The 26,990-nt window shown below is 60.8% G+C and carries 15 protein-coding genes and 1 pseudogene; 8 read left to right on the top strand and 8 right to left on the bottom strand.

Annotation, left to right across the window (positions count from 1 at the left end; all coding sequences use genetic code 11):
• Positions 1–39 precede the first annotated feature (39 nt).
• From E3Z29_RS25675 to E3Z29_RS25660, 4 genes and pseudogenes are all read left to right on the top strand, one after another.
• Positions 40–2,562 (top strand): CS1-pili formation C-terminal domain-containing protein, encoded by a 2,523-nt coding sequence (locus tag E3Z29_RS25675; protein WP_134787259.1) that lies wholly within the window; start codon positions 40–42, stop codon positions 2,560–2,562.
• Between the two features lie 28 nt (positions 2,563–2,590).
• The gene (locus E3Z29_RS25670; protein WP_134787258.1) at positions 2,591–3,847 is read left to right on the top strand and encodes a hypothetical protein; all 1,257 of its coding nucleotides are present in this window, start codon (positions 2,591–2,593) and stop codon (positions 3,845–3,847) included.
• Between the two features lie 60 nt (positions 3,848–3,907).
• Positions 3,908–4,667, top strand: a pseudogene (locus E3Z29_RS25665) (molecular chaperone).
• 1 nt (position 4,668) lies between these two features.
• Positions 4,669–5,160 (top strand): CS1 type fimbrial major subunit, encoded by a 492-nt coding sequence (locus E3Z29_RS25660; RefSeq protein ID WP_134787257.1) that lies wholly within the window; start codon positions 4,669–4,671, stop codon positions 5,158–5,160.
• Positions 5,161–5,208: 48 nt separating this feature from the next.
• On the opposite strand, the gene E3Z29_RS25655 is transcribed toward E3Z29_RS25660, so the two are convergent.
• The 3 genes from E3Z29_RS25655 to E3Z29_RS25645 form a co-directional block, all read right to left on the bottom strand.
• Positions 5,209–9,891: an NEL-type E3 ubiquitin ligase domain-containing protein gene (locus E3Z29_RS25655; protein ID WP_134787256.1), complete on the bottom strand. Its 4,683-nt coding sequence runs from the start codon at positions 9,889–9,891 to the stop codon at positions 5,209–5,211.
• Between the two features lie 165 nt (positions 9,892–10,056).
• The gene (locus E3Z29_RS25650; protein WP_134787255.1) at positions 10,057–13,170 is read right to left on the bottom strand and encodes a transglycosylase domain-containing protein; all 3,114 of its coding nucleotides are present in this window, start codon (positions 13,168–13,170) and stop codon (positions 10,057–10,059) included.
• A 341-nt stretch (positions 13,171–13,511) separates the two neighbouring features.
• The gene (locus tag E3Z29_RS25645) at positions 13,512–13,970 is read right to left on the bottom strand and encodes a transposase (RefSeq protein WP_098965430.1); all 459 of its coding nucleotides are present in this window, start codon (positions 13,968–13,970) and stop codon (positions 13,512–13,514) included.
• 625 nt (positions 13,971–14,595) lie between these two features.
• On the opposite strand from E3Z29_RS25645, the gene E3Z29_RS25640 reads away from it, so the two are divergent.
• Positions 14,596–16,014, top strand: coding sequence for an amino acid permease (locus E3Z29_RS25640; protein WP_027612097.1), 1,419 nt, complete (start codon positions 14,596–14,598; stop codon positions 16,012–16,014).
• A 166-nt stretch (positions 16,015–16,180) separates the two neighbouring features.
• On the top strand, positions 16,181–17,668 hold the full coding sequence (locus E3Z29_RS25635; RefSeq protein WP_134787254.1) for a glucosyltransferase domain-containing protein: 1,488 nt from the start codon (positions 16,181–16,183) through the stop codon (positions 17,666–17,668).
• Positions 17,669–17,674: 6 nt separating this feature from the next.
• Here E3Z29_RS25635 and E3Z29_RS25630 read toward each other — a convergent pair whose 3' ends face one another.
• Positions 17,675–19,294: an FMN-binding glutamate synthase family protein gene (locus E3Z29_RS25630; protein WP_027612095.1), complete on the bottom strand. Its 1,620-nt coding sequence runs from the start codon at positions 19,292–19,294 to the stop codon at positions 17,675–17,677.
• Positions 19,295–19,535: 241 nt separating this feature from the next.
• Positions 19,536–20,336, bottom strand: a complete 801-nt coding sequence (locus E3Z29_RS25625; RefSeq protein WP_098965425.1) for a LuxR C-terminal-related transcriptional regulator — start codon at positions 20,334–20,336, stop codon at positions 19,536–19,538.
• 125 nt (positions 20,337–20,461) lie between these two features.
• Between E3Z29_RS25625 and E3Z29_RS25620 the strand changes: the two genes are divergently transcribed.
• Together E3Z29_RS25620 and E3Z29_RS25615 are read left to right on the top strand one after the other, a co-directional pair.
• Entirely contained in the window at positions 20,462–21,283 is an 822-nt protein-coding gene (locus E3Z29_RS25620; protein ID WP_134787253.1) for a carbon-nitrogen hydrolase family protein, read from the top strand.
• 207 nt (positions 21,284–21,490) lie between these two features.
• Positions 21,491–22,816 (top strand): APC family permease, encoded by a 1,326-nt coding sequence (locus tag E3Z29_RS25615; RefSeq protein ID WP_134787252.1) that lies wholly within the window; start codon positions 21,491–21,493, stop codon positions 22,814–22,816.
• Positions 22,817–22,822: 6 nt separating this feature from the next.
• Here E3Z29_RS25615 and E3Z29_RS25610 read toward each other — a convergent pair whose 3' ends face one another.
• From E3Z29_RS25610 to E3Z29_RS25600, 3 genes are read right to left on the bottom strand one after another with little or no spacing between them, the layout of a single operon-like run.
• Positions 22,823–24,226 carry an ATP-binding protein gene (locus tag E3Z29_RS25610; protein ID WP_097086081.1) on the bottom strand — a complete coding sequence of 468 codons (1,404 nt, stop codon included), beginning with the start codon at positions 24,224–24,226 and terminating at the stop codon, positions 22,823–22,825.
• Complete coding sequence (locus E3Z29_RS25605) at positions 24,223–26,037, bottom strand: DAHL domain-containing protein (protein ID WP_134787251.1); 1,815 nt, start codon at positions 26,035–26,037, stop codon at positions 24,223–24,225. Before E3Z29_RS25605 ends, E3Z29_RS25610 begins: the two co-directional genes overlap by 4 nt.
• Complete coding sequence (locus E3Z29_RS25600) at positions 26,034–26,987, bottom strand: cytochrome-c peroxidase (protein ID WP_134787250.1); 954 nt, start codon at positions 26,985–26,987, stop codon at positions 26,034–26,036. The genes E3Z29_RS25605 and E3Z29_RS25600 overlap by 4 nt, the downstream gene beginning before the upstream one ends.
• Between the last annotated feature and the right edge of the window lie 3 nt (positions 26,988–26,990).

Genomic DNA, 26,990 nt, shown 5'->3' with positions numbered 1-26,990 from the left:
CGGCCGGGCTTTTACTTCCGGTAATCAGAGTATTAATCCATGTATCCGATGACGCCCATCGCGGCTGCGCTTGCATTGCTTTTGAGCAGCAGCGTACTGGCGGCGCCGCCTCCAGTCGATAATACCCCGCGAAGTTTGCTGGCTCAGGCGAAAGGTCTTCCGGCGGACTTTGAAGAGCATTTCTTTGATGTGCCTTTGGCGGTTCGTGTCGAACTTGATCAACAACCGCTGGGCGAGGCAATGATTATATTGTCGCGCGATGACCGCATTACCTTGCTCGACTTCACCGACACCAGTGACAGCCGTATCAGTGCCGCCGAGCGTGAAACCTGGGCCAGTCTCCTCAAATCCGGCGTAGCGCTTGGCAACTGCAGCGGGCAATGCCCGGAGCAACTGCTGGCGGTGCATTACAACCTGGAAAATTCACTGCTCTCGATCGCCACCGAAAACGCCGAGCGCGATCTGCAGACGCAACGCTTCCATGAGCAGCCCGAGGGGGGCAGCAGCGGTCTGATGCTGCGTAATCAGCTGAACCTCAATGGCGGCCAGAACCAGGATCTGGGCGGACGTTTCGGTCTGGAAGCCAGTGCCAGTCTCGGCAACTGGAGCCAGTCCTTCAATATGCAACTGGCGCGCCTCGGCGGGCCGGACACCAAGACCTATCATGCGGTACACGAGCTCTACACCCAGCGCGAACTGCAGGGCAGTTTTTTCCGCCTGGGCTATTTCACCCCCAATTCCGAAGGCCTGACCCGCCAACCCCGGTCGTTCGGCACCAGCCCCGATACGGCGGTGGGCGTGATGTATGGCAGCTCCGACAGCCTGGCGGTCGACAGCCCGCGACCCAGCGTCTACCCGATTTTCGTCACGGCCAATCGCCAGGCGTCGGTGGAGATCTATCGCGATGGCCTGCTGATCAATACGCAAGCCGTGCCGGCCGGGTTGCAGACGCTGGATACCCGGCCCTTGCCCGGTGGCATCTACGAAGTCGAAGTGCGCCTGGTCGAGGATGGCCAGACCACCGCGACCACACAGGAGCTGGTCTACAAACCGGTGAACTGGCAAAACCTCGACCAGCGCTGGCGCTATAACGTGTTCGCCGGGCAGGAAAGCAAACTGCTGAGCAATTGGGAGGAACAGCAAAGCGGCGATCTCGCCGCCGGCGCTGCGCTCAACTACCTGCTGCACCCGCGCGTGATCCTTGGCCTGTCGGCGCGTCAGGTACGCGACACCTTGCAGTACGGCACCTCGATCGACTGGAGCCTGGCCGACAGCATCAGCCTCTTCGCCAATCTCTATCAGACCGAAGACCACGGCACCGGCGCCGATGTGCAGGGCCTGTACAACTATGGCGCCGGCAGTCTGGTGGTCAGCCACAACCGCAGCTGGCTCGATACCCGTAACAGTTACGACACGCTGCCCGACGGTACCCGGGTGCGGCAGCGCAATGTGTTCACCGGCGAAACCAGTAACTCGTCGCTGGCGCTCAACCACCGTATCAGCCGCAAGGATTCGCTGAGTGCGCGGGTCTCGCACAGTACAGGCAACGTCGAAGGCGTGGGCATGGACCTGGGCTGGACGCAGCGCACCGAGCTGTTTGGCAGCGATGCCAACTGGCGGCTGTCGCTGTTCGACCGGCCGGGCAGCTACAGCAGTGGCGAGGCGCGTAATCGCGGGATCGACCTGAGCATCAACATGGCGCTGGGAGGGCCGGGGCAGCAGATTTCCGGCAGCATCGGCAGCCGCACCGCCCGCGATGGCGGGCGCGACAACAATGGCTCGATCGGCTATCGCAAGGATCTGCAGAATCACATTCTGCAAAGCGTTTCGGTCACGGCGCTGACCGACACCTACGGCGTCGGTCTTTCGAGCCTGGCCAACTTCCGTACCGACTGGGTCAATGGCGACGGCTTCGTGCAGCGCTCGTCCTACAACGGCAACTTCACCGGTGGCGTTAACCTCGACAGCAGCGTGATCGTCGGCGGTCAGCAACTGGTCATGACCAGCCAGCATCAGGGCCGTGGCGCCGGAATGATCGTCGATGTCGAGTCGGATATCGCCGACATCACCCTGCGCGCCGACGACCTCAGCGGCGGCAGTTCAGCGCTGCGGCCGGGGCGCAATTTCATCCCGCTCACGGCGTACCGCAACAGCTCGGTGGGCTTTGATTTCGAAGGCAATCACGTTCCGGCCGCCAACATCGAACCGTCTCGCGCCCGCTATCACCTGAACAAGGGCGGCGTGGAGTACCGCAAGGTGCGGGTGATGAAAACCGTCACCGTACTCGGACGCCTGCTCGACCCCCAGGGCCAGCCGCTCAAAGGCCATCACGTGATCAATCACGCCAGTCGCGGGGTCAGCGAAGTCGACGGGTTTTTCTCGATGGAAATGCACGCCGGCTCCCCGACCCTCGAAGTGCGCTACGCCGATCAACTGCTGTGCCAGTTCCGGCTCGACCCCGACCAACACCGTAGCGAAAACAACGTGCTGATGATCGGCGATTTGCGCTGCTCGCCGGACACGTTGGCCGACGTCACCCAAAAGGCTCACACCGCGGGTTGATCCGGCCTGCTTCAGGAGATTTGCAGACATGAACGTCTCACCCTTGGCTACATACCTGCGTCGCGGGCTGGCCGCTGTTGTGCTGGTCGCCGGCACGGTATCTGCGGCTCACGCCGAACAGGTGTCGATCACCGCCGAGTTCAAGCCGGACTCGTCTTATCCGCACCGCAACAAGTTCCACAACACCACGCCTTCCAGTGGTTACTGCACCTACGATCCGGCGCAGTGCGAGCAGCACGAAATATTCAGCTTGCAGGTGCCGATTCAGTTCAATGCTCGTGCGCCGATTGCGGCGAATCATCCTTCGCCGCGGCAAGGGGCAACGTTTCAGGTACCCGTGCAGTGGCGTGAGCTGACGGTCTATCACGAGACCACCCGCGAGCCAAAAATCGTCAAGGTGCGGATCGTCGGTATCGGTTCGCGCTATGTGACCGAGAATGTGATGAAACTGGTGGAGGGCGCCGAAGACGATCGCAGCGCCCACAACCTGTTGTGGGGCTTGAGTTGGGTCTATGCACCCGCGCCCTGTCAGTACAGCGGTGTAGGGTGGTACTCCCCCGATTCATACTCGTTTTTCTGGAAAACGCCAGCGGCCGCTGCCTGTACCAAACAGGCGAAGTTCGATGTGCCGTGGTTGCGTCTGGAACACCTCGATTTTGCCTATGAACTGGTCACCCCCGACCCGCTTGGGATGTCGTCGGGGGACTACAGCGGTTCGCTGACCTACAGCGTCGGGCCGAATGCGGATTTCGATTTTGGCGATGTGATGTTGCCGTCGAGTTCGTCTCTGACCTTGAATTTCAATCTGAATGTGCAGCACACCCTCAAAGTCGACATCCCGCCCGGTGGCGAAAAAGTCCGCCTGGTTCCCAACGGTGGCTGGCAGAGCTGGCTGCAGGCCGGACGGCGGCCGGTCGGGCTGTTCCGCGACCAGACCTTCAACATTTCGGCGTCATCGCGTTTCAAGATGCTGATCAATTGCGGTCCCGGAGTAGGTGCCGAGTGCGGATTGCAGGACAGTAATAATTACCGTCGAGTCGAGCTGTACGTCAGCGTCAGCATGCCCAATGGCATAACCGATCTTGCCGGCCAGCCGGTGCGGCGCATGCCATTGAAGCCCAGCGCCGGGAATGCCCTGTATTTCAAGCCCGGTTTTTATGTGGATCGAGCACCGGGAACCCTGCATTTCGAAGTTCGGCCGCATTCGATGGCAGAGATGCTGCAGCCCGGTGTGAGCGACAGCTATTCCGGCACTGTCATTGTGATCTGGGATTCGGATATCTGATGGGCCATTCAGCGATGAGTCGAGTCGGCATTGTGTTCAACGACCAAAGGAATCAAGGTGATGAAGCGTCTGGTGTTAGCAATGGTTTTGAGCGGGCTGCCCTTTGCCCTGCAGGCCGGCCCGCAGATCAATGTCGGGACGGTCTACGACTATCTCGACGGTGACAAGAGCACGTACCTGAAACGGGTATTCAACAGCGGCGACAGCACTGCATTCGTCAAGGTCAAACATTCTCGAAATCCTCTATGACGCCGACGGCACCTCGCGGGAAATCGAGGTCAGGAGCCAGGCTGACATGAGCAGTCGTGACGGCCTGATGGCCAGCCCCGCGCGGCTGATCGTGCCGGCCAACGGCATGCAGGGTACGCGTCTGTTGATGATGGGTGAGCGTGACCGGGAGCGCTATTTCCGCGTGCGGTTCATCCCCGTTGTCCCGGAAAAGGAAGACGAATTCGCCGTGTCCGCCGAGGAGCGTGAGCAATACAAAACCACCTTGTCGGCCGGGGTCAACGTCATGTCCGGTTTCGGTACGGTGTTCTTTGTGCGCCCGAAAAACAGCCGTTTCGACAGCGTGATCGAAGACACCCCGACAAGCTATCGAGTGCGCAATAACGGCAACACCGTGGTGCTGATCGACGAGTTCCGCAATTGTGCGCTGAAAGACGAAACCGCCTGCGAGCCAACCACCAAACACCACATCCGCGCAGGCAACAGTTTCGAGTTCGACAAGCAGGCCGGACGCGAATACCGCTTCAATCTGGTGGAAGGCGAGAGCAAGAAGTCCCTGCGTGTAGCCGGCCAATCATCAGGGGGGGCCTGAAATGATCAAGCCATCGTTGATGATCCTGTGCGCGGGCGTTCTGACCCTGTTCAGCGCGGAATCGTTTGCGGCACGCGAAGAGCACCGGTTCGAGGTGTCGGTGGATATTCCGACGCTGGGTTTTTATGTGATACCGGCCGAAACGGACTGGATTCATCGTGAACAGATTCTGCCGTGGAATATCAGCACCAAGAGCCTCGGCGGAATGCGCAAACACTTCGACCTCAGGCACGACACCAGTGCCATCGAGGCCCGCCTTGAGAACGCCGCGTTTCTGTCCAATGGTCGCGAGGAGCAGAACATTTATCTGCGCATCAGCTTCGCCGATACCGTGCTGACTCACGAGACGCCGCGTCAGGTGGTTTCTGCAGAGCAGGCCAGGGCCGGCGGGCGTTACGCGCTGGAGATCCAGCCGATCACGCCCGCCGGCGGCTACAAGCCGGGGAATTACTATGGCAACGTGCACCTGATCTTTAATGCGGCGGCGCCCTGAGGTGGCCCGGCCTGCCCGATGTGCAACGGGCAGACCGACGCGCCGTCATCAAAGCCCGGCGCGGGTCAGGGCTTCACGGGTCAGGCGACGCGCGAGCTCTTTTTCGTCATCCGCCAGATCGACCAGCAGCCGCTCGAACAGCGTGTCGCTGATCGGTTCTTCATTGAACACCACGGTTGCCGGCGCCGGCAGATCGTTCATCAACGTCTTGAGCTGTTCGCGTAAGGCTGCGCGTTCCTCGGCCACGGTCGATTGCACCCACTGGCGCTGGATCTCGCGCAGCGATTCAAGGGCTTCGTAGCGGTGCTGGAACAGACGCTTGTTGCTTTCCAGGCGCACGGGATAGCGCTCGCTCAAATACTCTTTCCAGAAGTCGAGCTCAAGCATCTGGTTGACCAGGCCATCACCTTCACCCAGCGCCAGTACCGTGTCGTAGGCCTGATCGATCATCGCGTCAGTGACGCCGGACACCGCCCGGTACAGCATGCCCTCGGACTGCCAGGGCAAGCCGAGACGTTTGGCCAGGCCGGTCTGGTAGGCCAGATAAACTTCCACGTCGTCGGGATTGCCGCCACGGCTGGCGACATCGGCCCGGGCGATTTCGTTGACCTGTTCCAGGCGCGCCGCGCCTTTGGCCAGCGTCACCAGCTTCAGTTCCAGTTCCTTCGGCTCGACCGAATAGGCATGCGCCTCGTAGGCCAGCACGTTCACCCCCATGTGGTTGAACAGCTGCGTACCGGCATCGGCGCAGTCCACCGGCGCCACCACCATGGTGAACAGTTTTTCGCGCAAGCGACTGTCGACGTGCACGGCGTCGAGCATGCGCCAGACGCGTTGCATCAACTGCTCGCGCGCCGTTCCGCCAGCGCGGAAAGCGGCAAACTCACGCACGCTGAGCAACGTCGCCATGAACGGTGCGGCCATGGGATCTTCCACCAGCTCTGTCCACGGTGTTTCGCGATCAATGCCCCAGCCCGGCACGTCGGACCAGTAGTCGGCGCCATAGTTGGAGATGATCGAGGTGCCCGTGATGGCGACCGGCATGATCGGCTCCGGTGGCAGTGCCATCGAACGGCGACTGTCCTGGTAACGCAACTGGTTGAGATCAGACAGGGCCGCGACGTCCAGACGTGTGCGCGCCACCAGCCATTGCCCATCGGAACCGCTCGGCACGTCGGGGATTACCGTCAGCGGGTTGCCGCGCAGATCGAGCAGCAGACCGCGTGGCCGAGGCTTGGCCAGAATGCCGTCCGGCCAGGTGGTCAGGCCGGTGTTCTTCAGCGCCACCACTTTGAGGCGCGGCATGCGTGACAGATCAGGCGACAGCCCCAGCGGGTTGTCGTCCATTCTCAGCACTTCGAGGTAGGTCAGGTTGCCTAGCCGTTCCACGGCGGCACGGTCCAGCACAATGTGGTTGTTGTTCAGACGCAGACGTTCGAGGCGGGGCATCGTGCTCCCGATGCGGTCCGGCAAGCGCGTCAGCTCGCAGTATTTGGCACTCAGCTCGACCACGTTCGGAAAGTCTTTGAGCAGGCCGTTGGCGTCGGGGGAAAACCGCGCGTTGTCGAGGTTGAGCAGCGTGACCTTGTCGAGAAACTTCTTCAGCGGTGGACGCTTCGCCCACCAGGTTTCCAGATTCGTGGAGAGCAGTTCCCGCGAGAGGTCCAGCGCATAGGCCGACGGATCGGTGCGGTTGCCCAGGTGCGCGTTCTTGCGTTCGAAGCAGTTCAGCAGACTTTCGTAGATATGCAGCCCGCCACCGTCACGGAACCCCTGACTGCCCGGCCCCCAGCTCTCCGGTTGCTGGTAGCGCCAGCGATGGACGATGACCCGCAGTTCATCGAGTTCATCTTCATGTGCCTCGATGGCCTTGAGCGGCTCGCCGCGTTCGGTCAGGGCATTGGCAAACGCTTCGACCTCGCTCGGGCTGAAATGCGGATGCAGATCCTGGATGCGTTGCTCCAGCGTGGCGGCATTGCGGCTCAGGCCCGGGCCGCGCACCAGAAACAGGGTGTTGTATTCAGCGATCGGGCGGATCGGCGGACTGGCGAGTAGCGTGCGCCGCTCGCTGGGGGCCTGGGTTCTGGCGATGATCCACTGCTTGAACGGTTCGATGTCGTCGGTTCGATACCCCAGGGCACTGCGGCCATCGTGATTGATTGCCTGCAGGATTGCCTCGTACAGGCCACTGGCAGGGTGGATCGGCAGGTCCGCGCCATCGCGCACTTGATAGCGATCGGCAGCGACCCGCACCAGCACCCGGACGCGCTCGGCGACCGCAGCACCGGCTTCGCAGCGCAACTCGCCATCGAACGTGCCTTCACGGATTTCAATCCGCAGCGCCCCGAAGGTATCGCTGTAATGCCGCAGCGCGCCGAGGATCAGCCGTTCGCTGTCGATATTGCTCAGGGCTTCCTGCTGCAAACCCTGGGCGGCGCGCACGGACTGCAATTCAAACTGCACCTCGCGGGCGATCGTGCGCAAACGCAAGGGCAAACGACGTTGCGCCGTGGCTTGCTGCTGTTCCAGCGGCCGGGCATGGGACACCACCCGTTCGGCGAGAACCGGCGTCAACTGTGGACAATCCACCAGCACCTGGCTGGCCGCCGGCGACAGTGGCGCGTCGGGCTGCACTGGCCGCGCCGGGCCAAGTCGATCCAGCGTATCGCTGAGCAATGGCGGCGGCGGGGTGTTGTCGACGTGCATGCGGCGCAGCATGTCGTCGTCGGTGCCGGTCAGCAGGCGCATGTGCTCCAGTTGCGCGTCGCTGAAACCATCGGTGCGATGGCCGATGCGTCGCATCAGTTTTGGTCCGTCCCACAGACGCGGGCTTTCCGTTTCACAGACCCAGGCCCCGTCGGCGTTGTGTGCAAGCGTCGGTGCGTAGGCCCGGGGACGTCGCGGATGGCGCAGGCGGTGTTTCCCGGAAGCCGGATCCTTGGTCACCTCGAACAGGTGTTGATCCAGGCGCAACAGGTGTTTGTCCCCCAGCGTATGAACGCCGTGCGCATCGGGGCGGGCCGGGCTCGGCAGGGTCTGTTCCGGCAGGCGATAGGGCGCCAGATCCGGATTCCACAGGCGGGTCTGGCCATCGGCCAACTGCACCGGTTTCAGGCCTTCGACAAACGACGACAGCTTGACCCGTGCGACGCGTCCCAGGCTGGCGCCTGCGGCGAAGGCACCGAGCTGGACGATGCTTTGCAGCACGCCGATGGCTTGCTCACCCGCTTCGGCCAGGTGCCCTTCGGCCATGTCGACGATGCCTTCAAAGACGCCGTCGAGCAGTTGATACGTGGTGTAGGCCAGCATCAATTCGCCGAGCCCCGGCACCAGCGGGGTCACCACCAGCAGCGCCACGTTGAAGATATCCGAGAGGATTTTCCCCAGATTGTCCCACCAGGCCCAGCGGGCCATGCGGTCGGCGTACTCGGTGGAAATGGCGATCTCCCGGGCGTCATTGAAAATCTTGTTGAGCTTCTGCTGGTGGAAGTAAGCCCAGAGACTGCCGGTGTAACGGGTATCGCGGTCGTCTTGGACTTTTGTCAGGCGAAAGCGCAGGTCGGGGTGATCCACAGGCGTTTCGCGCCAACTGGGTAGGTGGGTTCCCGGCGGTACGGCGTGCCATTTCACGGTGCTCAGGCGAGCGTTCAACCCTGCAAAAAAATGCCCGCGTTGCTGATGGTTGACGAACTGGCTGAAAAACCGCTGATAGCTGCCGGCAGCGTCGCGGTCGCGCAGTTGCCGCGTCAGTTCCGCCATGAAGTCCAGCGCCGAGGGGTATTGTTTGAGCGGGTGTTCCGGGTCATGGGGCACATAGACAATCACCGGGACCGGGGCGTTGGCGGTGTCCACGTCAGGGGCGATGAGGGTGATACCGGTCAGCGCCGTATCCATCATGGCGAGGTTGTAGTAGTTGATGGCACGCCCGCGCCAGCGCAGGTTGCGCCGATCATCGAGCATGCCCTGGATGACCTCGTAGGCGTCGCGGTCAATGTCCTTTTTCGCCAGGGCCAGCTGGGCACAGACGCTCAATGTACTTTTCTGGCTGAAGATGACCCGGTATTGCAAAACCTGGCGGGCGACACGGTTGCCCGAGCGCAGAAAATCGTTGAGATGCTGCTCGTATCGGGCGCCGATATTCAGCTCGCGGCACAGTGACTTGAACTGCTCGATACTCACTTTGTGCTTGAGCGGCCTGACCGTGAAGTGGCCGTTGGCATCGGGGCGGGTAATGAACTCCGAGGCCGGGCTGAACGCTTCATCACGGGAAAAATTATGCAATGCAGCGTCGAGCAGCGAGACGGTCCGGCTGGTGGTTGCACCGGCAAAGTCATGGGCCCACCACGCGCTGTTGACGGGGGCGTACAGGCGCAGCCAGGTGTTCTCGACGTCGTCCTCGACGCCGAAGCGCTGTCGCAACGCCTGCTGTAATAACGGTTTGGCGAAGGCGTAGACGTCTTGCAGGCTGCTCAAGGCCTTGTCCACTTCGTTTTGTGCTTTCCAGGCATTTTGCATCTGCTGTTGCAGACGCCGATGTTCGGCGTCCGATACCTCTTGGTACCAGGCCGGCAGTTTCAGTCGGTGCAGCTGCAATTCATTGACCCGCTTTGCTGAGCTTGCGCGCAGCCAGGCCGGGATGGCTTTTTCGATCGTCTGATAATGAACACTGACATCCGGTGAGGCGAGGTGCGCCGTGCGTGGCGGTTGCCCCTGCGGGGAAAGGGTGGGCATTGCTGGATCGTCCTTGATCAAAAATGGAACGATCAGCCTAGGCAAGGACAGTGGGTGAAAAAAGCGCAAATACCCGGTTGAAAGCGCCGGGGTTACGCGCGGAGGCTTCGAAAAACACGGAGTGAAAAATACACAGTTACCACCACGCCACGCTGCTTTCGTGGCTTACCGGGCGGCGGTGACCTCCGGCGCCTGGCACATCGTGTGCGTGCCCGGTTGCAGGTATGGCGAAAGGATCGGCGCCATGCCCTTGAGCACTTGCACCGGCAGTGCCGAGGTGAACTTGAAGTTCTCCGCCGAGCGTCCGGGGACGAACGCGGTGAGCGTGCCGAAGTGGTTGTTGCCGATGTAGAACACGAAGGTCGCGGTACGGTTGATCGACTTCGAACTGAGGATGCGCCCGCCGGAGCCGATGGCTTCTATGCGGTTGTCGCCGGTGCCGGTCTTGCCGCCCATCACCAGCGGGGTGCCGTCGGCGGTTTTGAAACTGCCGGACACCCGTTTCGCCGTGCCCGAGTCCACCACTTGCGACAACGCTTCGCGCATCGCTGTGGCGACCTCCGATGGCATCACCCGTTTGCCCACATGCGGGTCGTTGGTCAGACGCGTTTCATACGGGGTGTCTGCAGCAAAGTGCAGGCTGTCGATGCGCAGGGTCGGCATGCGCACGCCGTCGTTGAGGATGGTGCCGATCAGTTCGGCGAGCGCCGCCGGGCGGTCGCCGGAGCTGCCGATGGCGGTGGCCAGCGACGGCACCAGATGGTCGAACGGATAGCCGACTTTCTGCCAGCGCTGGTGGATTTCCAGGAACGCTTCGATCTCGAGCATGGTGCGGATGCGGCTGTCACGGGCGCCCTTGTGCTTGCTCTTGAACAGCCAGCTATAGACTTCCTGACGCTCGAACTGGCTGGCCTTGACCACCTGGCTGAAGGTGGCGTCCGGGTTGTGCAGCAGATAGCCCATCAACCACAGATCCAGCGGATGGACCTTGGCAATGAAGCCCTGATCCGGCAGATCGTAGGTGCCCGGGCCGTAGGCGTCGTACAACCGGATCAGGCGATCGTCGGTGAGTTTCTCGGTGAGCTTGGCGCCTTTGAGGTGGGCGCGCACGAAGCTGTTGAAGTCTTCCTGACTGGCATTGGGCAGCAGATAACGATGCACCGCGGCCATGCGGATCGGGGTCGGGCGCATGCTGTCGAGGAAGGTGTCGAGGCGCGCCTGGGTGTCCTTGTTCTTGTACTTCTTCCAGAACTTGAGCAGGAACGAGGTGCCTTCGCGGTCAGCGAAATTGGCCAGGTATTCCTGACGTCGCGGATCGCGGTCGTCTTTGAGCAGTTCGGCGCTGCTGTTGGGGCCGGAGTAGGTGACGTAGCGCACCACGTCGCGCATCAGGCGAATGAATGGCAGGTTGATCGACTCGCGCAGCGCATCGCGCAGAGTCGGCAGGCGGCCGTTGTCTTCCTTGCGAAAGTTGTGGAACACATGCAGGCCGCCACCGGTGAAAAACGCCTCGCCGGGGCTGGCCGAATATTTGCGGTCGAGCGCGGCGCCGAGCATTTTCGACAGGTCGTGGTCCTTGTTCTGGATCAGGTAGTCGATCACCCACTGGCTGAGGCGGTCCTGATCCGGCACCTCGACTTTCTTCAGTTCCGGCACCGTCATGGCGCCGTACTTGTCATGCAGCTCGGAGATGATCTGCAGGTACGTGGTAAGCACGCGCATCTTTGCCGTCGAGCCGAGCTCCAGCTTGCTGCCTTCGTTGATGTCGAACGGCTGGTCGGTGCTGTCGGTCTGTACGCGCACCCGCGAGCCGTCCGGGGTCAGTTCGAACAGGGTGAAGCTGTAGCGCACCTGGGTGGTGCTGGTGGGGGTGAGCAGGCGTTCGCCAATCAGGCCGATCTGCCCGGCAAACGTGGGGTCGGCGAGTTTTTTCAGGTAATCGGTGGCCTGGGTCTGCAACTCGCCCTGCAAGGTGCTGGTGGCTGAGAGGTCGAGGCGATCAAGGTCGTACAGCGGACGGTTGAGCATACTCGCCAGACGGCTGCGGGCGACGCTGATGCCCTTGTTGGTTTCGATCGGCTGAAGGGTCGGCTGGGTCTGCCAGTCGCGGTAAGTGACCTTGCTCGCCAGTGCGGCATCGGCCAGCGCGCTGTCGATCACGCCGCCCTGTTTGAGCAGGCGCAAGTGGCTGTCGGTGAGGTCGGCGAGTTCTTCGCGGCCTTTGGTCAGGTAATGCGAAGGGCGGCGCTGGGCGATCATCAGCGAGAGCATTTCGCGCAGGGCCAGGCCTTTGTCGGCCATGGTTTTCGCATCGGTGGCCGGGCTGTTCAGCTGTGCATTGGCCTGGTTGAAATCGCTGCCGTACCAAACCCGCAAACCTTCGGCCATGCCGTGTACTTCACCGTGCCCCGGCACAGCGGAAAGCGGCACGCTGTTGAGGTAGTCGCGGATAATGTTCTGCCGCGCGCCGAGGGTTTCCGGGCCGGGCTGATAGGCGCGCACGCTGGCGGAAATCATCTGGCGGATCTTCTCGGCGCCAGACACCGTCAGGCCATCGGGCGAATGCCGGTACTTTTCCAGCTGTGTCGCCAGGGTGCTGCCGCCCGCCGATTGCCCCGGCAGGTGCAGCAACTTCGCTACCTGCGACCACGCGGCCATGCCGAAACGCGGCCAGTCCACCGCCGGGTTGGCCAGCGGTTGTTTGGGGTCGAGCAGAAAGCGGTTTTCGATGAACAGCAAACTGCTGACCACCACCGGCGGAATCGCCGCAAAACTCGAATACAGCTGCTGCGGGTACTTGTACTGATACAACGGCGCAGCGCGGCAATCGGTGATCGACAGCCCGGCCTGGATCTTTTCCGAATAGGGCACGAACAGGCCCTTGTCGGTGTAGCTCAGCAGCGCGGGTGAAAATCGCGTCTGCTCGGTGATCACGTAATTGCGCTTGAGCAGGCGTGGCAGGAATTCATCGAGAGAGCTGTAGCCCAGACGCAGATCGAACGGCCCGTTGCCCGGATAGCGGATCGCTTCGCTGGGGCCGGGCTCCAACTGATATTTGAGCGAGGCGGCGTACTGGCTCAGCTCCCGGGACTGGAAACGCGAGGTACGCATCTCCTTACTCGCGGCCAGACCCACCACGATGGCGATAATCAGCAGCAATAACCAGAACGCCTTCCAGCCATGCCGGCTGCGGCGTTTTTTGGGGGGGACAGGCGCTTCATCCACACGTTCAGTCGGAACCACGGCTTTACTCGAATCGGTTTGCCACAAAGCGCCCATAGTCGATTGATCCATTCACGCAGATTGATCGGACTTGACTGAAGCTTAGACGGTGGTTGGTGATGGGGAAAAAAAAGTGCGGGGAAGCCATCTGAATAAAACTGGAGTCGCTGGCTATTTTGAGTGGAGGTTAACTGTGGTGAGGGGATTTATCTGTGGTGAGGGGATTTATCCCCGATGGGGCGCGAAGCGGCCCCTGAACAAGGGGCTACGCATTTTAATAGCTGGGCCTGCTGCGCAGTCCATCGGGGATAAATCCCCTCGCCACAGATAAGTCCCCTCACCACATTCAAATCTCCTGACCACAGATGAATTGACATGATTGAGTTTAGGTAATGGACCTAGAGCCAGCAGGCGTCCCAAAGCGGGTAGTCGCCAATCCGCTCTACCAATCCCGCCCGTAGCGGATTGGCGATGATGTACCGGGCGAATGGTTTCAAGTCCTCACCATCACGGATAGCGCGGTCGTGGAAACCGGTTTGCCACAATCGACCGCGCCGACCGGTTTTCCTGTTAACGGCTTGGGTGCAGCGCGCCTTTACCGCGCCAATGACTGTGCCAAGGTTGTCGCTTTTCAACTGCATCAACCAATGAAAGTGATCAGGCATGACCACCCAGGCGATGGACTCCACTAAGCCTTGTTCATGGGCGTGGCGGAACTCTGTAACCAATAATCGGCCTGTGCGCCAGTCGGAAAATACGGGTTGGCGGTCATATACAACTGAAGTAACGAAATAGGCTCGGTCTGTTTCGGAATGTCGGCCTAAACGAAGACGGTAAGTATTTGGTTTGACTGGCATGTTCGCTCCCTGCGTTCAGTCATCAAGGCCTGAAGGCTAGTGGCGGATTACTTGAGCCGGGTCTGTAAATGCCGTAGGAATTTTCGTTTTTCAGGCGGGGCGGGGAATATTGACGTCACGTGTGGCGAGGGGATTTATCCCCGATGGGGCGCGAAGCGGCCCTGACCAAGGGTGATCACATTTTAAGAGCTTGGGCCTGCTGCGCAGTCCATCGGGGATAAATCCCCTCACCACAGAAAGCTTTCAACGCAATAGGCCATATGAACTGAGGAGTACCGGTTTAGAGCTCTTTAATCTTCAATACCACCAAAGCAGGGCCATGACGGTGCACCATCATCGTGCAATACTCGCCGGGATTTTTTGTGGTGAATATTCCTACGCATATCAGGTAATATCTCTCCGCAAAGCGGCTTTTTGCCGAGACTTCTAGCTGAATGTTGTCACTTATAGAGTGAAAAGCCCTGTGACAAGCTTTCTATACTGCACGCCCCGCTGATCTTGCAGGCAGGGTCCTGCATGACGTGTCTGCCCACGAAGCAGGCGCGGTGTCGGGAAGCTGAGGCCTATCGGTCGAGGCTTCGACACACGGTGGTAATATCCAATAACAAGACGAGGTTGTATCCCTATGCCAGTCGGCAATCACCTGCCCCATGGCGAGACCGCTCACGGCGGCCCGCTTAAACGCGAACTCGGCGAACGGCATATTCGCCTGATGGCACTCGGTGCCTGTATCGGCGTCGGCCTGTTTCTCGGCTCGGCCAAGGCCATTGAAATGGCCGGCCCGGCGATCATGCTTTCCTACATTCTCGGCGGTCTGGCGATCCTGGTGATCATGCGCGCCCTCGGCGAAATGGCCGTACACAACCCGGTGGCCGGCTCGTTCAGCCGCTATGCCCAGGACTACCTCGGCCCGCTGGCGGGCTTTCTCACCGGCTGGAACTACTGGTTCCTGTGGCTGGTGACCTGCGTCGCGGAAATCACCGCCGTTGCCGTGTACATGGGCATCTGGTTCCCCGATGTACCGCGCTGGATCTGGGCCCTCGCGGCGCTGATCAGCATGGGCTCGATCAACCTCATCGCGGTAAAAGCCTTCGGTGAATTCGAGTTCTGGTTCGCCCTGATCAAGATCGTCACCATCATCGCCATGGTCATCGGCGGCGTCGGCATCATTGCTTTCGGTTTCGGCAACGACGGCGTGGCGCTGGGGATTTCCAACCTGTGGGCCCACGGCGGCTTCATGCCCAACGGCGTGACCGGTGTGCTGATGTCCCTGCAAATGGTCATGTTCGCCTACCTCGGTGTCGAGATGATCGGCCTCACCGCCGGTGAAGCGAAGAACCCGCAGAAGACCATTCCCGATGCGATCGGCTCGGTGTTCTGGCGCATTCTGCTGTTCTACGTCGGCGCGCTGTTCGTGATCCTGTCGATCTACCCGTGGAACGAAATCGGCACTCAGGGCAGCCCGTTCGTGATGACCTTCGAGCGTCTGGGCATCAAGACCGCCGCCGGCATCATCAACTTCGTGGTGATCACTGCGGCGCTGTCGTCGTGCAACGGCGGCATCTTCAGCACCGGGCGCATGCTCTACAGCCTGGCGCAGAACGGCCAGGCCCCGGCCGGTTTCGCCAAGACCTCCAACGGCGTGCCGCGTCGGGCATTGCTCTTGTCGATTTTCGCGCTGCTGATCGGCGTGCTGCTCAACTACCTGGTGCCGGAGAAAGTCTTCGTCTGGGTCACCTCGATCGCCACCTTCGGCGCGATCTGGACCTGGGTGATGATCCTGCTGGCGCAACTGAAATTCCGCAAAGGCCTGAGCGCCAGCGAACGTGCCGGCCTGAAATACAAGATGTGGTTGTACCCGGTCAGCTCGTACTTCGCGCTGGCGTTTCTGGTGCTGGTGGTCGGCCTGATGGCGTACTTCCCGGACACCCGCGTGGCGCTGTATGTGGGGCCGGTGTTCCTGGTGCTGCTGACTGTGTTGTTCTACGTGTTCAAGCTGCAGCCGACCGGTGAAACGCAGGGTGCGGTGCGTTCGGTTTCGTAAGTCGACAGTACGGTGATACACAAGCCCCGGCCCATTGGTCGGGGCTTTTTTCATGGGCGCTTCAGAAGCTGTAACCGCCGGTCTGAAAGCGCGATACAAACCCAGAAGCAAGGCTCAAACCTGTATCACTCAGCAATCCCGCGCGGCAGTGAACCGAGGCGCGCACATGAGAACGAGCGCATTTCTCCAACGAGAACTCAGTCAGCGTCAGGTCGCGCTGTTCTTCCTGCTGGCTACCGCGTTGTACGTCCTGCCCCTGATCCTCGCCGACTTCCCCTACATCGACGACAACTGGCGCACGCTGGCCGCCGGCAATGCCTGGGCCGGGCAGGGGCGATTGTTTGCCGACTGGTTTTATCAAGCGCTGACGTTCACCGGCGCCGCGCCGAACATCTTTCCGTTGCCGCTGTTGCTCGCCGTCGTAGCGATGAGCCTGGCCCTGACGCGCCTGACCTTTCACTACTTTGCAGAACCGACGCTGGCCTGCTGTCTGGTGCCGTTGCCGCTCTGGTACAACCCGTTCCTGTTGCAGAATCTGTCCTATCAATACGACGGCCCGATCATGGCCCTGAGCATGGTCGCGGCGATCTACGCCATCACGTTCGAAGGTTCATCGCGGGTGCAGCGCTGGCTGGTGCCGGCGGCGTTGCTGGCGCTGGCAATCGGTCTTTATCAGATCAGCTTCAATGTGTTTCTCGGGCTGTGTTGTGTCGAGTTGATCAGGGCTGTTCAGCGGCGAACTCAGTGGCCGGAGATTCTGCGGATGCTGGGCTGGAAACTCGCACAAGCGGGCCTGGGCATCCTGATCTACAGCGCCACGGCGTACCCATTCATGGAAACGTTGCGAAAAACGGATCTGTTGAACCTGGACGCCGATCCGCTGTTGCAGATCGGCATCAATTTCGCTCGGATCCTGGATAAAGTTGCGCTGTTGTTTCACGGCGGCTACCCGTGGGTTTTCGCTGCGCTGGTGTTGTGTGCGATCGCCGGCTGTGTGCGCCTGATTCAGTACCGCCAGAACCGTTGGTCAACCCTGTTGCTGTGCTTGCTGACGCTGCCAGTGCTGGTCTTGCTGGTGCCGGGGATCACGCTGCTGTTCCGTGACTTCAATGAGGGCGCGCGCACCCTGATGGGGTTCGGCGTGTTGTTGCTGGGGTTGTTCTATCTGTCTCACGTTGCGTTGGCATCCGCGCACCGTCGCTTGCCCTTGCTGCTGATCATTGCGCTGCTGGCGACTCTCTCGCTGTCCTTCGCGTATGGCCGGGTGCTGAGCCTGCAGAAAACCTTCGCCAACAGCGCGCTGTACAGCCTGAGCCACGACATCGCCGCCCATCGCGAGTTGCGTGAAGCCAAGCGGATCTATCTCTCGGTGAGCTACTCCGAGCGCTGGCTGGCCAGTGCGACCGGTTCATTCAAACGGCTACCGGTTCTGAAGTATTTGCTCAACGTCGACTACTTCATGCTCGCGGAAAATCTGCCGTCAGCAGGCATTACCAACGTGGTCGCCGAACGCGAACGGCGCAACGCCACCCGCGTCGGCTATCAGGGGTTTCCAGCGCTGGTGGACAGCCTGTATTACCGGATTTACCTGATTGGCGATTACGGTTTCATCGTCATGAAAGAGCCGCCGCCCCACCGCCTGCTCAGTTGGTGACGAGGCTCAGGCTGCCGCCACTTCCTGCGGCTCAAAGCTGTCTGCTCGCGCCATCTGCCACATCCGCGAATAGAACTCGCCATTCACCTCACCCGTGAGCAATTCCCCCGGTTTCAGAAACACATGCAGCTGCGAAAACAGTTTGATCTCGGTTGCCGACATGCGGCGCACCAGGTGCTTGGCCGACAGTTGCGACGGATGCTCAAGACCAGCTGCCGCCAACATTTCCGCCAGCGCCTTGAGCGTGTTGCGGTGGAAGTTGTAGACGCGCTGAGCCTTGTCCGGGACGACGAGGGCGCGTTGGCGCAGAGCGTCCTGGGTGGCGACGCCGGTCGGGCATTTGTTGGTGTGGCAGCTTTGCGACTGGATGCAGCCGATGGCGAACATGAAGCCGCGCGCCGAGTTGGCCCAGTCGGCGCCGATGGCCAGCACGCTGGCGATGTCGAAGGCACTGACGATCTTGCCGCTGGCGCCGAGTTTGATCTTGTCGCGCAGGTTCAGGCCGACCAGGGTGTTGTGCACGAACAGCAGGCCTTCGCGCATCGGCACGCCGATGTGGTCGGTGAATTCGACCGGTGCGGCACCGGTGCCGCCTTCCTTGCCGTCGACTACGATGAAGTCCGGCAGGATGCCGGTTTCCAGCATGGCCTTGGCGATGCCCATGAACTCCCACGGATGTCCGAGACAGAACTTGAAACCCACCGGTTTACCGCCGGACAGTTCGCGCAGTTGCTGGATGAAATGCATCATTTCGATCGGCGTGGAAAACGCGCTGTGGCGTGACGGCGAGATGCAGTCTTCGCCCATCATGATGCCGCGGGTGTCGGCGATTTCCTGGGTGACCTTGTGCTTGGGCAGGATCCCGCCGTGACCGGGTTTGGCGCCTTGGCTCATCTTGATTTCGATCATCCGCACCTGCGGATTCTGCGCCTGGGTGGCAAAGCGCTCCGGGTCGAATCGGCCATCGCTGGTGCGGCAGCCGAAGTAGCCGCTGCCCAGTTCCCAAGTCAGGTCGCCGCCGTGTTCCCGGTGATACGGGCTGATGCTGCCTTCGCCGGTGTCGTGGGCGAAGTTGCCGAGCTTGGCGCCCTGATTCAGCGCGCGGATCGCGTTAGCGCTGAGCGAGCCGAAGCTCATCGCCGAGATGTTGAACACCGAGGCCGAATACGGCTGGGTGCACTGCGGGCCGCCGACGGTGACGCGGAAACCGCTCGGGTCGCTCAACGGCGCCGGGCGCATCGAGTGGCCGATGAATTCGAAGCCCGATTGATACACGTCGATCAGCGTGCCGAAGGGTTTGTCGGCGCTTTCATTTTTCGCCCGCGAGTACACCAGCGAACGCTGGGCGCGGGAGAAGGGCAGGGCGTCGCTGTCGGATTCCAGCAGGTACTGGCGGATCTCCGGGCGGATGCCTTCGACCAGATAGCGGATGTTGCCCAGGATCGGGTAGTTGCGGCGCACCGCGTGCGGGCTCTGCAGCAGGTCGAACAGACCGAGCAGGCTCAGTACGCCGGTGACGGCGGTGATCGGCCACAGCCAGTCGTGTTCGAGAAAGGGCAGGCTGGCGAGGGTGAAAATCACGCAGACGGCAAAGAAGGCGTAGCGGCTCAGGAGTGACAGGCTCATACGGTTTCCTTGGTTCGGACTCAATGGTTTGCAAACCTGTGGCAGCAGGCGGGCCTGTTGATGAGATTTATTGTGGTGAGGGGATTTATCCCCGATGGGTGGCGAAGCCGCCCCAAAACCATTCACTGCGGTTTAACTGAAAGACCGCATGCGTAGACTTGGGGCTGCTGCGCAGCCCATCGGGGATGAATCCCCTCACCACAGAGAATCTGTCGACACAGGAAAGCATTTCCACGCGTTATCAGGCGTTCTGCGCCTGGAGAAAAATCGAAAACAGCTCCGACTGGGATTTGATCCCCAGCTTGCTGTACATGTGTTTCTTATGGACTTTCACGGTTTCTACGGAGATTTCCAGCTTACGGGCGATTTCTTTACTCGAGCAACCGCTGAGCATCAAACGCCCGACATCCAGCTCCCGGGCGGTCAGTTGCGCACCCTTGAGTTGTTGCACCGAGGCTTCCAGTTGCACTCGCCAGTCGGCCGCAGCTGGCGCGGCAGCGAGGGCCACGGTCTGGTTGATCTCGTACGGCAGGCGCTGACGCAACAGGCCCAGCACCCACGGCTGGATCAAAGACAGCAAAGCGATCTGTTCGCCAGTGAAACGTTTTTCACTGCCCAGCGACAGGCACAACGTGCGCTCGCCTTCGAGTTGGCAATTGAACTGGATTTCGTCGGCGACCACATTCAGACGAAAGTATCGCTGGTAATACTCGGTCAGCTCGAAATGCTCCGGCGCCACCTCGGACAGGCGGTACAACCCGGTGCGCGACTGTTCGCGGCAGGCGATGTAGAACGGGTCGAGCAGGTACAACCCGCGCAGATAATCCTGAAACAGCGGGTCGGGACTGCCGTCCTCGCCGGGGCATTCGGCGAAGACCTGCGGGTGCTGATCGGCACTGAACAGCAGCACCACCCAACTATCGAACGCCACGTACTGGTCGAGCAGGCGCACCAGTTGCGCCCAGAAATTCGGCTTGTCCAGCGCGTCGATCAGTTGCCCGACGGCGCGGTGCCAGGTGATGTCATCAAACGAAACGGTCATGGATCTACCCCTATCGGGTTACCCCGGCCGCGTGATTCCCTGGCCGGTTGCTTGCTGCGCATACTGGCCCACAGACAGCCACCGGGCAATCTTTCAGCGCCCGGCCATGACCATAAGGACTCGCGATGAAAGTCGAACTCGCCCAACTGGCGGGCCGTGACAAAGACACGGCGTACAACCTCGAACGTGCCCTCGCGGCGATTGCCGCATGCGCCGTCGACACGCAATTGATCGTGTTCCCGGAAACCCACCTGATGGGCTTTCCGAGCGCCGACACTGTGGCGCAGATCGCCGAGCCGCTGGATGGCCCGACCGTCCGCGCGGTGCTGGCCGCCGCCCGCGAGCGCAACATCGCTGTGGTGATCGGCATGGCCGAAAACGACAACGGTCGCTTCTACAACACCACCCTGCTGATCACCCCCGAAGGCATCGCCCTCAAGTACCGCAAGACCCACCTCTGGGCTTCGGATCGCGGCGTGTTCGAACCCGGCGACCGCTATGCCACTTGCGAGTGGAACGGTGTGCGCGTCGGCCTGCTGATCTGCTACGACATCGAGTTCCCCGAATCCGCCCGCGCACTGGCGCAACTGGGTGCCGAATTGCTGATCGTGACCAACGGCAACATGGACCCGTACGCCCCGACTCACCGCACCGCAATCATGGCCCGCGCCCAGGAAAACCAGGCGTTTGCGCTGATGGTCAACCGCGTCGAGGCCGGGGATGACGGTTTGATGTTTGCCGGCGGCAGTGCGCTGGTGGATCCGTTGGGGGAATTGCTGTTCGAAGCGGGGCGGGAAGAGGGGCAGTTCAGCGTCGAGCTGGATTTCGACCGGTTGGTGATTGCGCGCAAGGATTACCGCTACCTGGATGATCAGCGTTTGAAACTGCCGGGGGAGGTGGTGGAGCACGCTTCTGGATTGCGTGAGTTGCTGATTCCTGCGCGCTGATCCGGGTTCTGTGTCGGTCGGGCTGACGCCTTCGCGAGCAAGCTCGCTCCCACAGGGGAGCGCGGTCACTGTGGGAGCGAGCTTGCTCGCGAAGAGACCAGTCCAGACAACACACCTGCTTGATCCAAAAAACAACAAAGCCACACCCGAAATATTCGCCGAACTCGGCTCTGCCATAAATCCAATAACATTCGGAGTAAGTCGCTCATGGCTCGTTTGCAACGCACCCTGTCATTAGGGTCGGTGGTGCTGTTCGGCATCGCCTACATGACGCCGATCATTGTCCTCGGCACTTTCGGCATCCTCGCGCAATCCACCGCCGGCATGGTCCCGGCCGCGTATCTGGCGGCACTGGTGGCGATGTTCTTCACCGCCCTGAGCTACGGGCGCATGGCCGCCGCGTTCCCGGTCGCCGGTTCCGCCTACAGCTACGTGCGCAAGGCGATCAGCCCCAAGCTCGGCTTCATCGCCGGTTGGGCGGTGCTGCTCGATTACCTGTTTTTGCCGATGGCGATCTGGCTGATCGGCGCGGCGTACCTCGCTTCGGCCTTCCCGTCGATCCCGCAGTGGATCTGGGTACTGGCGTTCATCGGCATCACCAGCGCGATCAACATCATCGGTCTGAAACTGGCCAACGGCATCAACGCCTTGCTGATGCTGGTGCAATTTCTGGTGCTGATCGCTTTCGTCGCGTTGTGCGTGCACTACGTCGGCGGCGATGCGCGCACGCCGTTGTGGTCGATCAAACCGTTCTTCAATGGCGACATGCAGATGCCGCTGATCATGAGTGGCGCGGCCATCGCCTGTTATTCGTTCCTCGGTTTCGACGCGGTCAGTACGCTGACCGAAGAGACCCGCGACCCACGCCGCACCATTCCACGGGCGATCATGTTGATTACGCTGATTGGCGGGCTGATCTTCGTCGGGGTGTCGTACTTTGTGCAGATCGCCCACCCGTCATTCCAGTTCGACAGCGTCGACTCGGCGGCCTATGAAATTGCGCGCAACATCGGCGGCGATCTGTTCGTCTCGATCTTCCTCATTGGCTTGATCGTCGGCCAGTTCGCCTCGGGATTGTCGGCCCAGGCCAGCGGTTCGCGTCTGCTGTTTGCGATGGGCCGCGACGGCGTGTTGCCCAAGTCATTTTTCGGCACCTTGCATGCGCGCTTTGGCACACCGGTCAACAGTATCCTGCTGTGTGCAGTGGTGGCGTTGCTGGCGCTGAAACTCGACGTGACCACGTCCACTTCGTTCATCAACTTCGGCGCGTTCCTGGCGTTCAGTCTGGTCAACCTGTCGGTGATCTTTCACTACTGGATCGGCGGCGAGAAAAAGGGCCCGCGTGAGCTGGTGCTGTTTCTGATCTTCCCGTTCATCGGGTTGGTGGCGGACTTGTGGCTGATGGTCAGCCTGGATCACCTGGCGGTGTATCTGGGCCTGAGCTGGCTGGCGATTGGCGTGGTGTATCTGGCGGTGCTCACGGGCGGCTTTCGTCGTCAGCCGCCGGAGATGGATTTTCAGGAAGCGACCTGAGGCACCTCAGGCTGCGGGTCGGCTCTGGCGCATCGGTAACTCGACGCGAAAGGTTGTGCCCACGCCCGGTTCGCTGCGGACCGAAATGTCGCCACCGTGTTTTTTCACGATGCCGTAGGACAGGGACAGGCCCAGCCCGGTGCCCTGACCGACCGGTTTGGTGGTGAAAAACGGATCGAAGATTTTCTGCAGGATGTCCGGCGCGATTCCCGCGCCGGTATCCGCGACTTCCACCCAGGCCGTGTCCTGCTGCTGCCCGGTACGCAGAGTGATGGTACCGCGCTCGGGCCCCATGGCCTGCGCCGCGTTGACCACCAGGTTCATGATCACCTGATTGATTTGCGAGGGCAGGCACTCGATGTCCGGCAGTGGCTGATATTCCTTGATCACATCGGCCTTGTACTTGAGTTCGCTGGCGACGATGTTCAGCGTCGAGTCGATGCCTTGTTGCAGATTGGCCCACTGCCATTGCTGATGGGTATCGACCCGGGAGAAATCCTTCAGATCCTTGACGATCTGTCCGACCCGGCCAATGCCTTCCTTGGATTCGCGGATCAGCACCGGGATGTCTTCGAGCAGAAAATCAAGATCGGCGTCTTTGCGCAGTTGCTCAAGCCGGGCCACGGATTCGCTGTCCGGCGTGGGGCCCAGCGTCTGCCAGGCATCGAGTACGCTCAACAATTGGTTGAAGTAGCCGTCGAGGGTGCCGAGGTTGGAGGAGATGAAGCCGATCGGGTTATTGATTTCATGGGCCACTCCGGCCGCCATTTGCCCCAGTGACGCAAGCTTTTCCGACTGCACCAACTGACTTTCCAGTTGCTTGCGTTCATCTATTTCGCGCTGCAGTTCTTCGCTGGCCTGCTTGAACTGCGCGGTACGCTGGTCGACCAGATGTTCCAGATGATGCATCTGCAACGAGGCGCGTTCGGTCATCTGCCATTTGGTCAGCAGGGTGTTGGCCATCTGCTGCACTTCGATGTTGTCGAACGGCTTTTTCAGAATCAGTAACCGGTCATGCGCCTGCAGACGTTCGAGCAGTTCATCCCAGGAATAATCCGAGTAGGCGGTACACACCACCACCTGCAACTGCGGATCCTGCTGCCACAGGTGTTCGATGGTCTTCGCGCCGTCCCAGCCGTCGGGCATGCGCATGTCGACGAAGGCCAGCGCGTAAGGGCGTTGTTCCTGCAAGGCCTGCATCAGTTTGCCCAGACCTTCCTCGCCGCCGTAGGCCGAGTCCAGCTCGAACGGCGGACGTTCGGCGCGAATCTGAGCGCCAAACAGTGCAGCTTCCATCTCGTCCAGTTCCACTGACTGAGCTGCCGGTGGCGCGAGGATCTTGCGGAAGTCTTCATGAATCGACGGCATATCGTCGATCAGCAGAATGCGGCGGTTCGACAACTCGCTCATGCGTTCTCCGTGACGCTGATCAGGGGGATCTGCAAGGTGAACAGCGCGCCTTTGCCCGGTCCGTCGCTGTGCGCGGTGAGGTGCCCGTTCATCTCGATGGCCGCCAGCGCGCAGCTGTGCAGACCGAAGCCATGACCTTCCTTGCGGGTGGTGAAACCGTGGGCAAAGATCCGCGTCATGTTTTCCGGCGCGATGCCTTCGCCGTCGTCCCTGACGCTGATTTCGAGGAAGTTGTCATCGACGATCCTTACCGCCAGGGTCATGGTGCGGGGGCGGTTGCTGAGGTCAGACATCGCGTATTTGGCGTTGCTGATGAGGTTGATCAGGATCAACAGCAAACGGTGTTTGTCGCCCATCACCTGCGGCACCTCGGCGTACTCCTTGACCACCGTGACGTGATGCCGGGTCAGGGCCCCGGCGTTCATGCGCAGCGCATCTTCGAGCAGCTCGTTGATAAACAGCGGCTCGGTCATGCTGTTGGCGCCGGCATAGGATTGCTGGGTGGCGACGATGTCCTTGATGTGATCGACGCTTTTGTTCATCTGGTTCAGTTCGTCGACCATTTCCTGCTGTTCCTGGGCAATCGCGCCGACCAGCTGGTTGAGATAACCGGGGAGCAATTTGCCCTTGGCGTCTTCGCTGAGAAAGGCGCCGAGGTCGTGCGGGTGCTCGTTGATCAGTTGCATCGCCTTGCCCAGGCCCTGGGTCTTGCTGCTGCGCAGCTTGCGCGCGATCAGATCGCTGGAAATGTTCACGCTGTTGAGCACGTTGCCGACGTTGTGCAGCACGTTGGTGGCGATTTCCGCCATGCCGGCCTGACGTGCAGCGTCGAGCAGCTCGCTCTGGGCGTTCTTGAGTTCCCGGGTGCGCTCCTCGACGCGTTGCTCCAGTGCATCGTTGGCGGTTTGCAGGGCCGTATTGACCCGATTGATCTCGGCGAAACTGCCGATCAGGCGGATGGCCAGCCACACCAGCGACAACATCAGCAGCACCGAGAACAGCAGCAGGTAGAAATGGTATTGGCGGTCGACCTGATCGACACGCTGTTGATCGCGATCGAGCATGGTGGTGATGTTGTCGAGGCGTTCGGCGACGGGAATGTTTTCGATGCTTTCGAGCAACTGATTGACCAGTGGCTGCTCGCGAGCGATCAGGCTGATGTGGTTGCTGAGGATTTTGACCGGGGTTTGAAACGCCTGCGGCAGGCGCTGTGCGTTGACGGTCAGTTTGTTCAGACCCACCTCGATGTCGGCGGCCCGGTCATCGGAGGTGACCTGGGCAAACTCCAGCGCACTGAGCAGCAGGTCGTAGGTATCGGTGGTGATGTTCTCCAACTGGGATTTATCGAAGTCCGACAGGTTGGCCAGTTGTTGCTGAATGTCGTCTTCGGCGGTGGGCAAAAACGCCAGAGAGTTGCGCAGCAAGGCGTTGTGCGATTTGAACTGTTCGACCAGCCGGGTTTTTTCCTGCATCGCTTGCAGGAAACTCTCATAGGCCTCGTTCCACTGCGTCGAATCGTTTCGACCATGCCCCGATTCTATGGCGTCGAAGCGCTCCCAGAGCCGGTTCATCTCGTTCATCGGCGACACCAGCGGATCATAGTTGTGGGTCAGCGCCACCCGCGCCTTGAGGATCTCGTTTTCCCACAGCGAATTCTGCTGTTTGATCTGCCGGATCAGATCCCGCGACTCGGTGTATGTCATGGTCTGGTCGGAGCTGGACTTGAAGTACAGAAACAGCAGGATCGAGGCCAACGCGAGGACGACCAGTGTGAGCAACAACAGACTACGGCGACGGGAAATGTTGATCATGGCTTGCCTTCCCTTTGGCCGGTCAGGGTCTTGAGAAACAGAACGATCTGCATTTTGTCGTCTTCGGTCGGCTTGCGTCCCAACTGATACTGGAACATCACATCCACGGCTCGTTCGAGGGTAGGCGCTGACCCGTCGTGAAAATACGGTGCGGTCAGCGCGACGTTGCGCAGGCTCGGCACTTTGAAAAATTCACGATCCGCTTCGTCTCGAGTGACGTTGAAGCGGCCCTGATCGGCCACGGTCGGGTTGCCGCGATCGGCAATGTAATCACCGAACACGCCAAACTTCTGGAACATGTTGCCGCCGATGTTCACCCCTTGGTGACAGGAGATACAGCCGTACTCCTTGAAGCGCTGATAACCGTATTTTTCGTCCAGCGTGAGGATGTCGGTATTGCCCAGCAGGTACTGATCGAAGCGTGAGTTGGGGGTCAGCAAGGTACGTTCGAAACTGGCCAGCGCCTGCTGGATGTTGGTCTTGGTCACGCCGTCCGGGTAGGTGGCGGCGAAATCGCGGCGGTAATCGGCGTCGTTGGCGATCCGCTCGACGACCGTGCTCCAGTCGCTGCCCATTTCATGGGGGCTGGTGATGACGACATTGCTCTGTTCTTCCAGCGTCTCGACGCGGCCGTCCCAGAACTGGCGGAAATTCAGGCTGGCGTTGAACACGGTCGGTGTGTTGACCGCCACCGGTTTGCCGTCGAACCCCAGCGAGAGCGCCCGGCTGTCGGCACCGTTCTTGTCCAGTTGGTGGCAACTGGCACAGGACAGTGTGTTGTTGATCGACAAGCGTGGCTCGTGGAATAAACGACGTCCCAGTTCCACGCGCCGGGCGTCCTGCTGTGGCACGGCGGGCAACGGTTTGAGCGGCTCGTCCAGCGGGTCGGCACTGGCCCCGGCGCAGAGTCCGCACAGCAGCAGCGTCATGGCGGGACGGAACAGGTTCATCGG

This window comes from Pseudomonas sp. S150, assembly GCF_004526365.1.
GTDB lineage: Bacteria > Pseudomonadota > Gammaproteobacteria > Pseudomonadales > Pseudomonadaceae > Aquipseudomonas > Aquipseudomonas putida_A.
The sequence above is the reverse complement of the archived record's forward strand: the minus strand, read 5'-3'. Positions and strand labels throughout refer to the sequence as shown.

What these genes read in the sequence shown, in the direction of transcription:
- E3Z29_RS25655 (WP_134787256.1), bottom strand. Translation starts at nt 9,891, where the DNA reads ATGCCCACCCTTTCCCCGCAGGGGCAACCGCCACGCACGGCGCACCTC.
- E3Z29_RS25610 (WP_097086081.1), bottom strand. Translation starts at nt 24,226, where the DNA reads ATGAGCGAGTTGTCGAACCGCCGCATTCTGCTGATCGACGATATGCCG.
- E3Z29_RS25625 (WP_098965425.1), bottom strand. Translation starts at nt 20,336, where the DNA reads ATGACCGTTTCGTTTGATGACATCACCTGGCACCGCGCCGTCGGGCAA.
- E3Z29_RS25605 (WP_134787251.1), bottom strand. Translation starts at nt 26,037, where the DNA reads ATGATCAACATTTCCCGTCGCCGTAGTCTGTTGTTGCTCACACTGGTC.
- E3Z29_RS25650 (WP_134787255.1), bottom strand. Translation starts at nt 13,170, where the DNA reads ATGGGCGCTTTGTGGCAAACCGATTCGAGTAAAGCCGTGGTTCCGACT.
- E3Z29_RS25630 (WP_027612095.1), bottom strand. Translation starts at nt 19,294, where the DNA reads ATGAGCCTGTCACTCCTGAGCCGCTACGCCTTCTTTGCCGTCTGCGTG.
- E3Z29_RS25660 (WP_134787257.1), top strand. Translation starts at nt 4,669, where the DNA reads ATGATCAAGCCATCGTTGATGATCCTGTGCGCGGGCGTTCTGACCCTG.
- E3Z29_RS25670 (WP_134787258.1), top strand. Translation starts at nt 2,591, where the DNA reads ATGAACGTCTCACCCTTGGCTACATACCTGCGTCGCGGGCTGGCCGCT.
- E3Z29_RS25645 (WP_098965430.1), bottom strand. Translation starts at nt 13,970, where the DNA reads ATGCCAGTCAAACCAAATACTTACCGTCTTCGTTTAGGCCGACATTCC.
- E3Z29_RS25620 (WP_134787253.1), top strand. Translation starts at nt 20,462, where the DNA reads ATGAAAGTCGAACTCGCCCAACTGGCGGGCCGTGACAAAGACACGGCG.
- E3Z29_RS25615 (WP_134787252.1), top strand. Translation starts at nt 21,491, where the DNA reads ATGGCTCGTTTGCAACGCACCCTGTCATTAGGGTCGGTGGTGCTGTTC.
- E3Z29_RS25600 (WP_134787250.1), bottom strand. Translation starts at nt 26,987, where the DNA reads ATGAACCTGTTCCGTCCCGCCATGACGCTGCTGCTGTGCGGACTCTGC.
- E3Z29_RS25640 (WP_027612097.1), top strand. Translation starts at nt 14,596, where the DNA reads ATGCCAGTCGGCAATCACCTGCCCCATGGCGAGACCGCTCACGGCGGC.
- E3Z29_RS25635 (WP_134787254.1), top strand. Translation starts at nt 16,181, where the DNA reads ATGAGAACGAGCGCATTTCTCCAACGAGAACTCAGTCAGCGTCAGGTC.
- E3Z29_RS25675 (WP_134787259.1), top strand. Translation starts at nt 40, where the DNA reads ATGTATCCGATGACGCCCATCGCGGCTGCGCTTGCATTGCTTTTGAGC.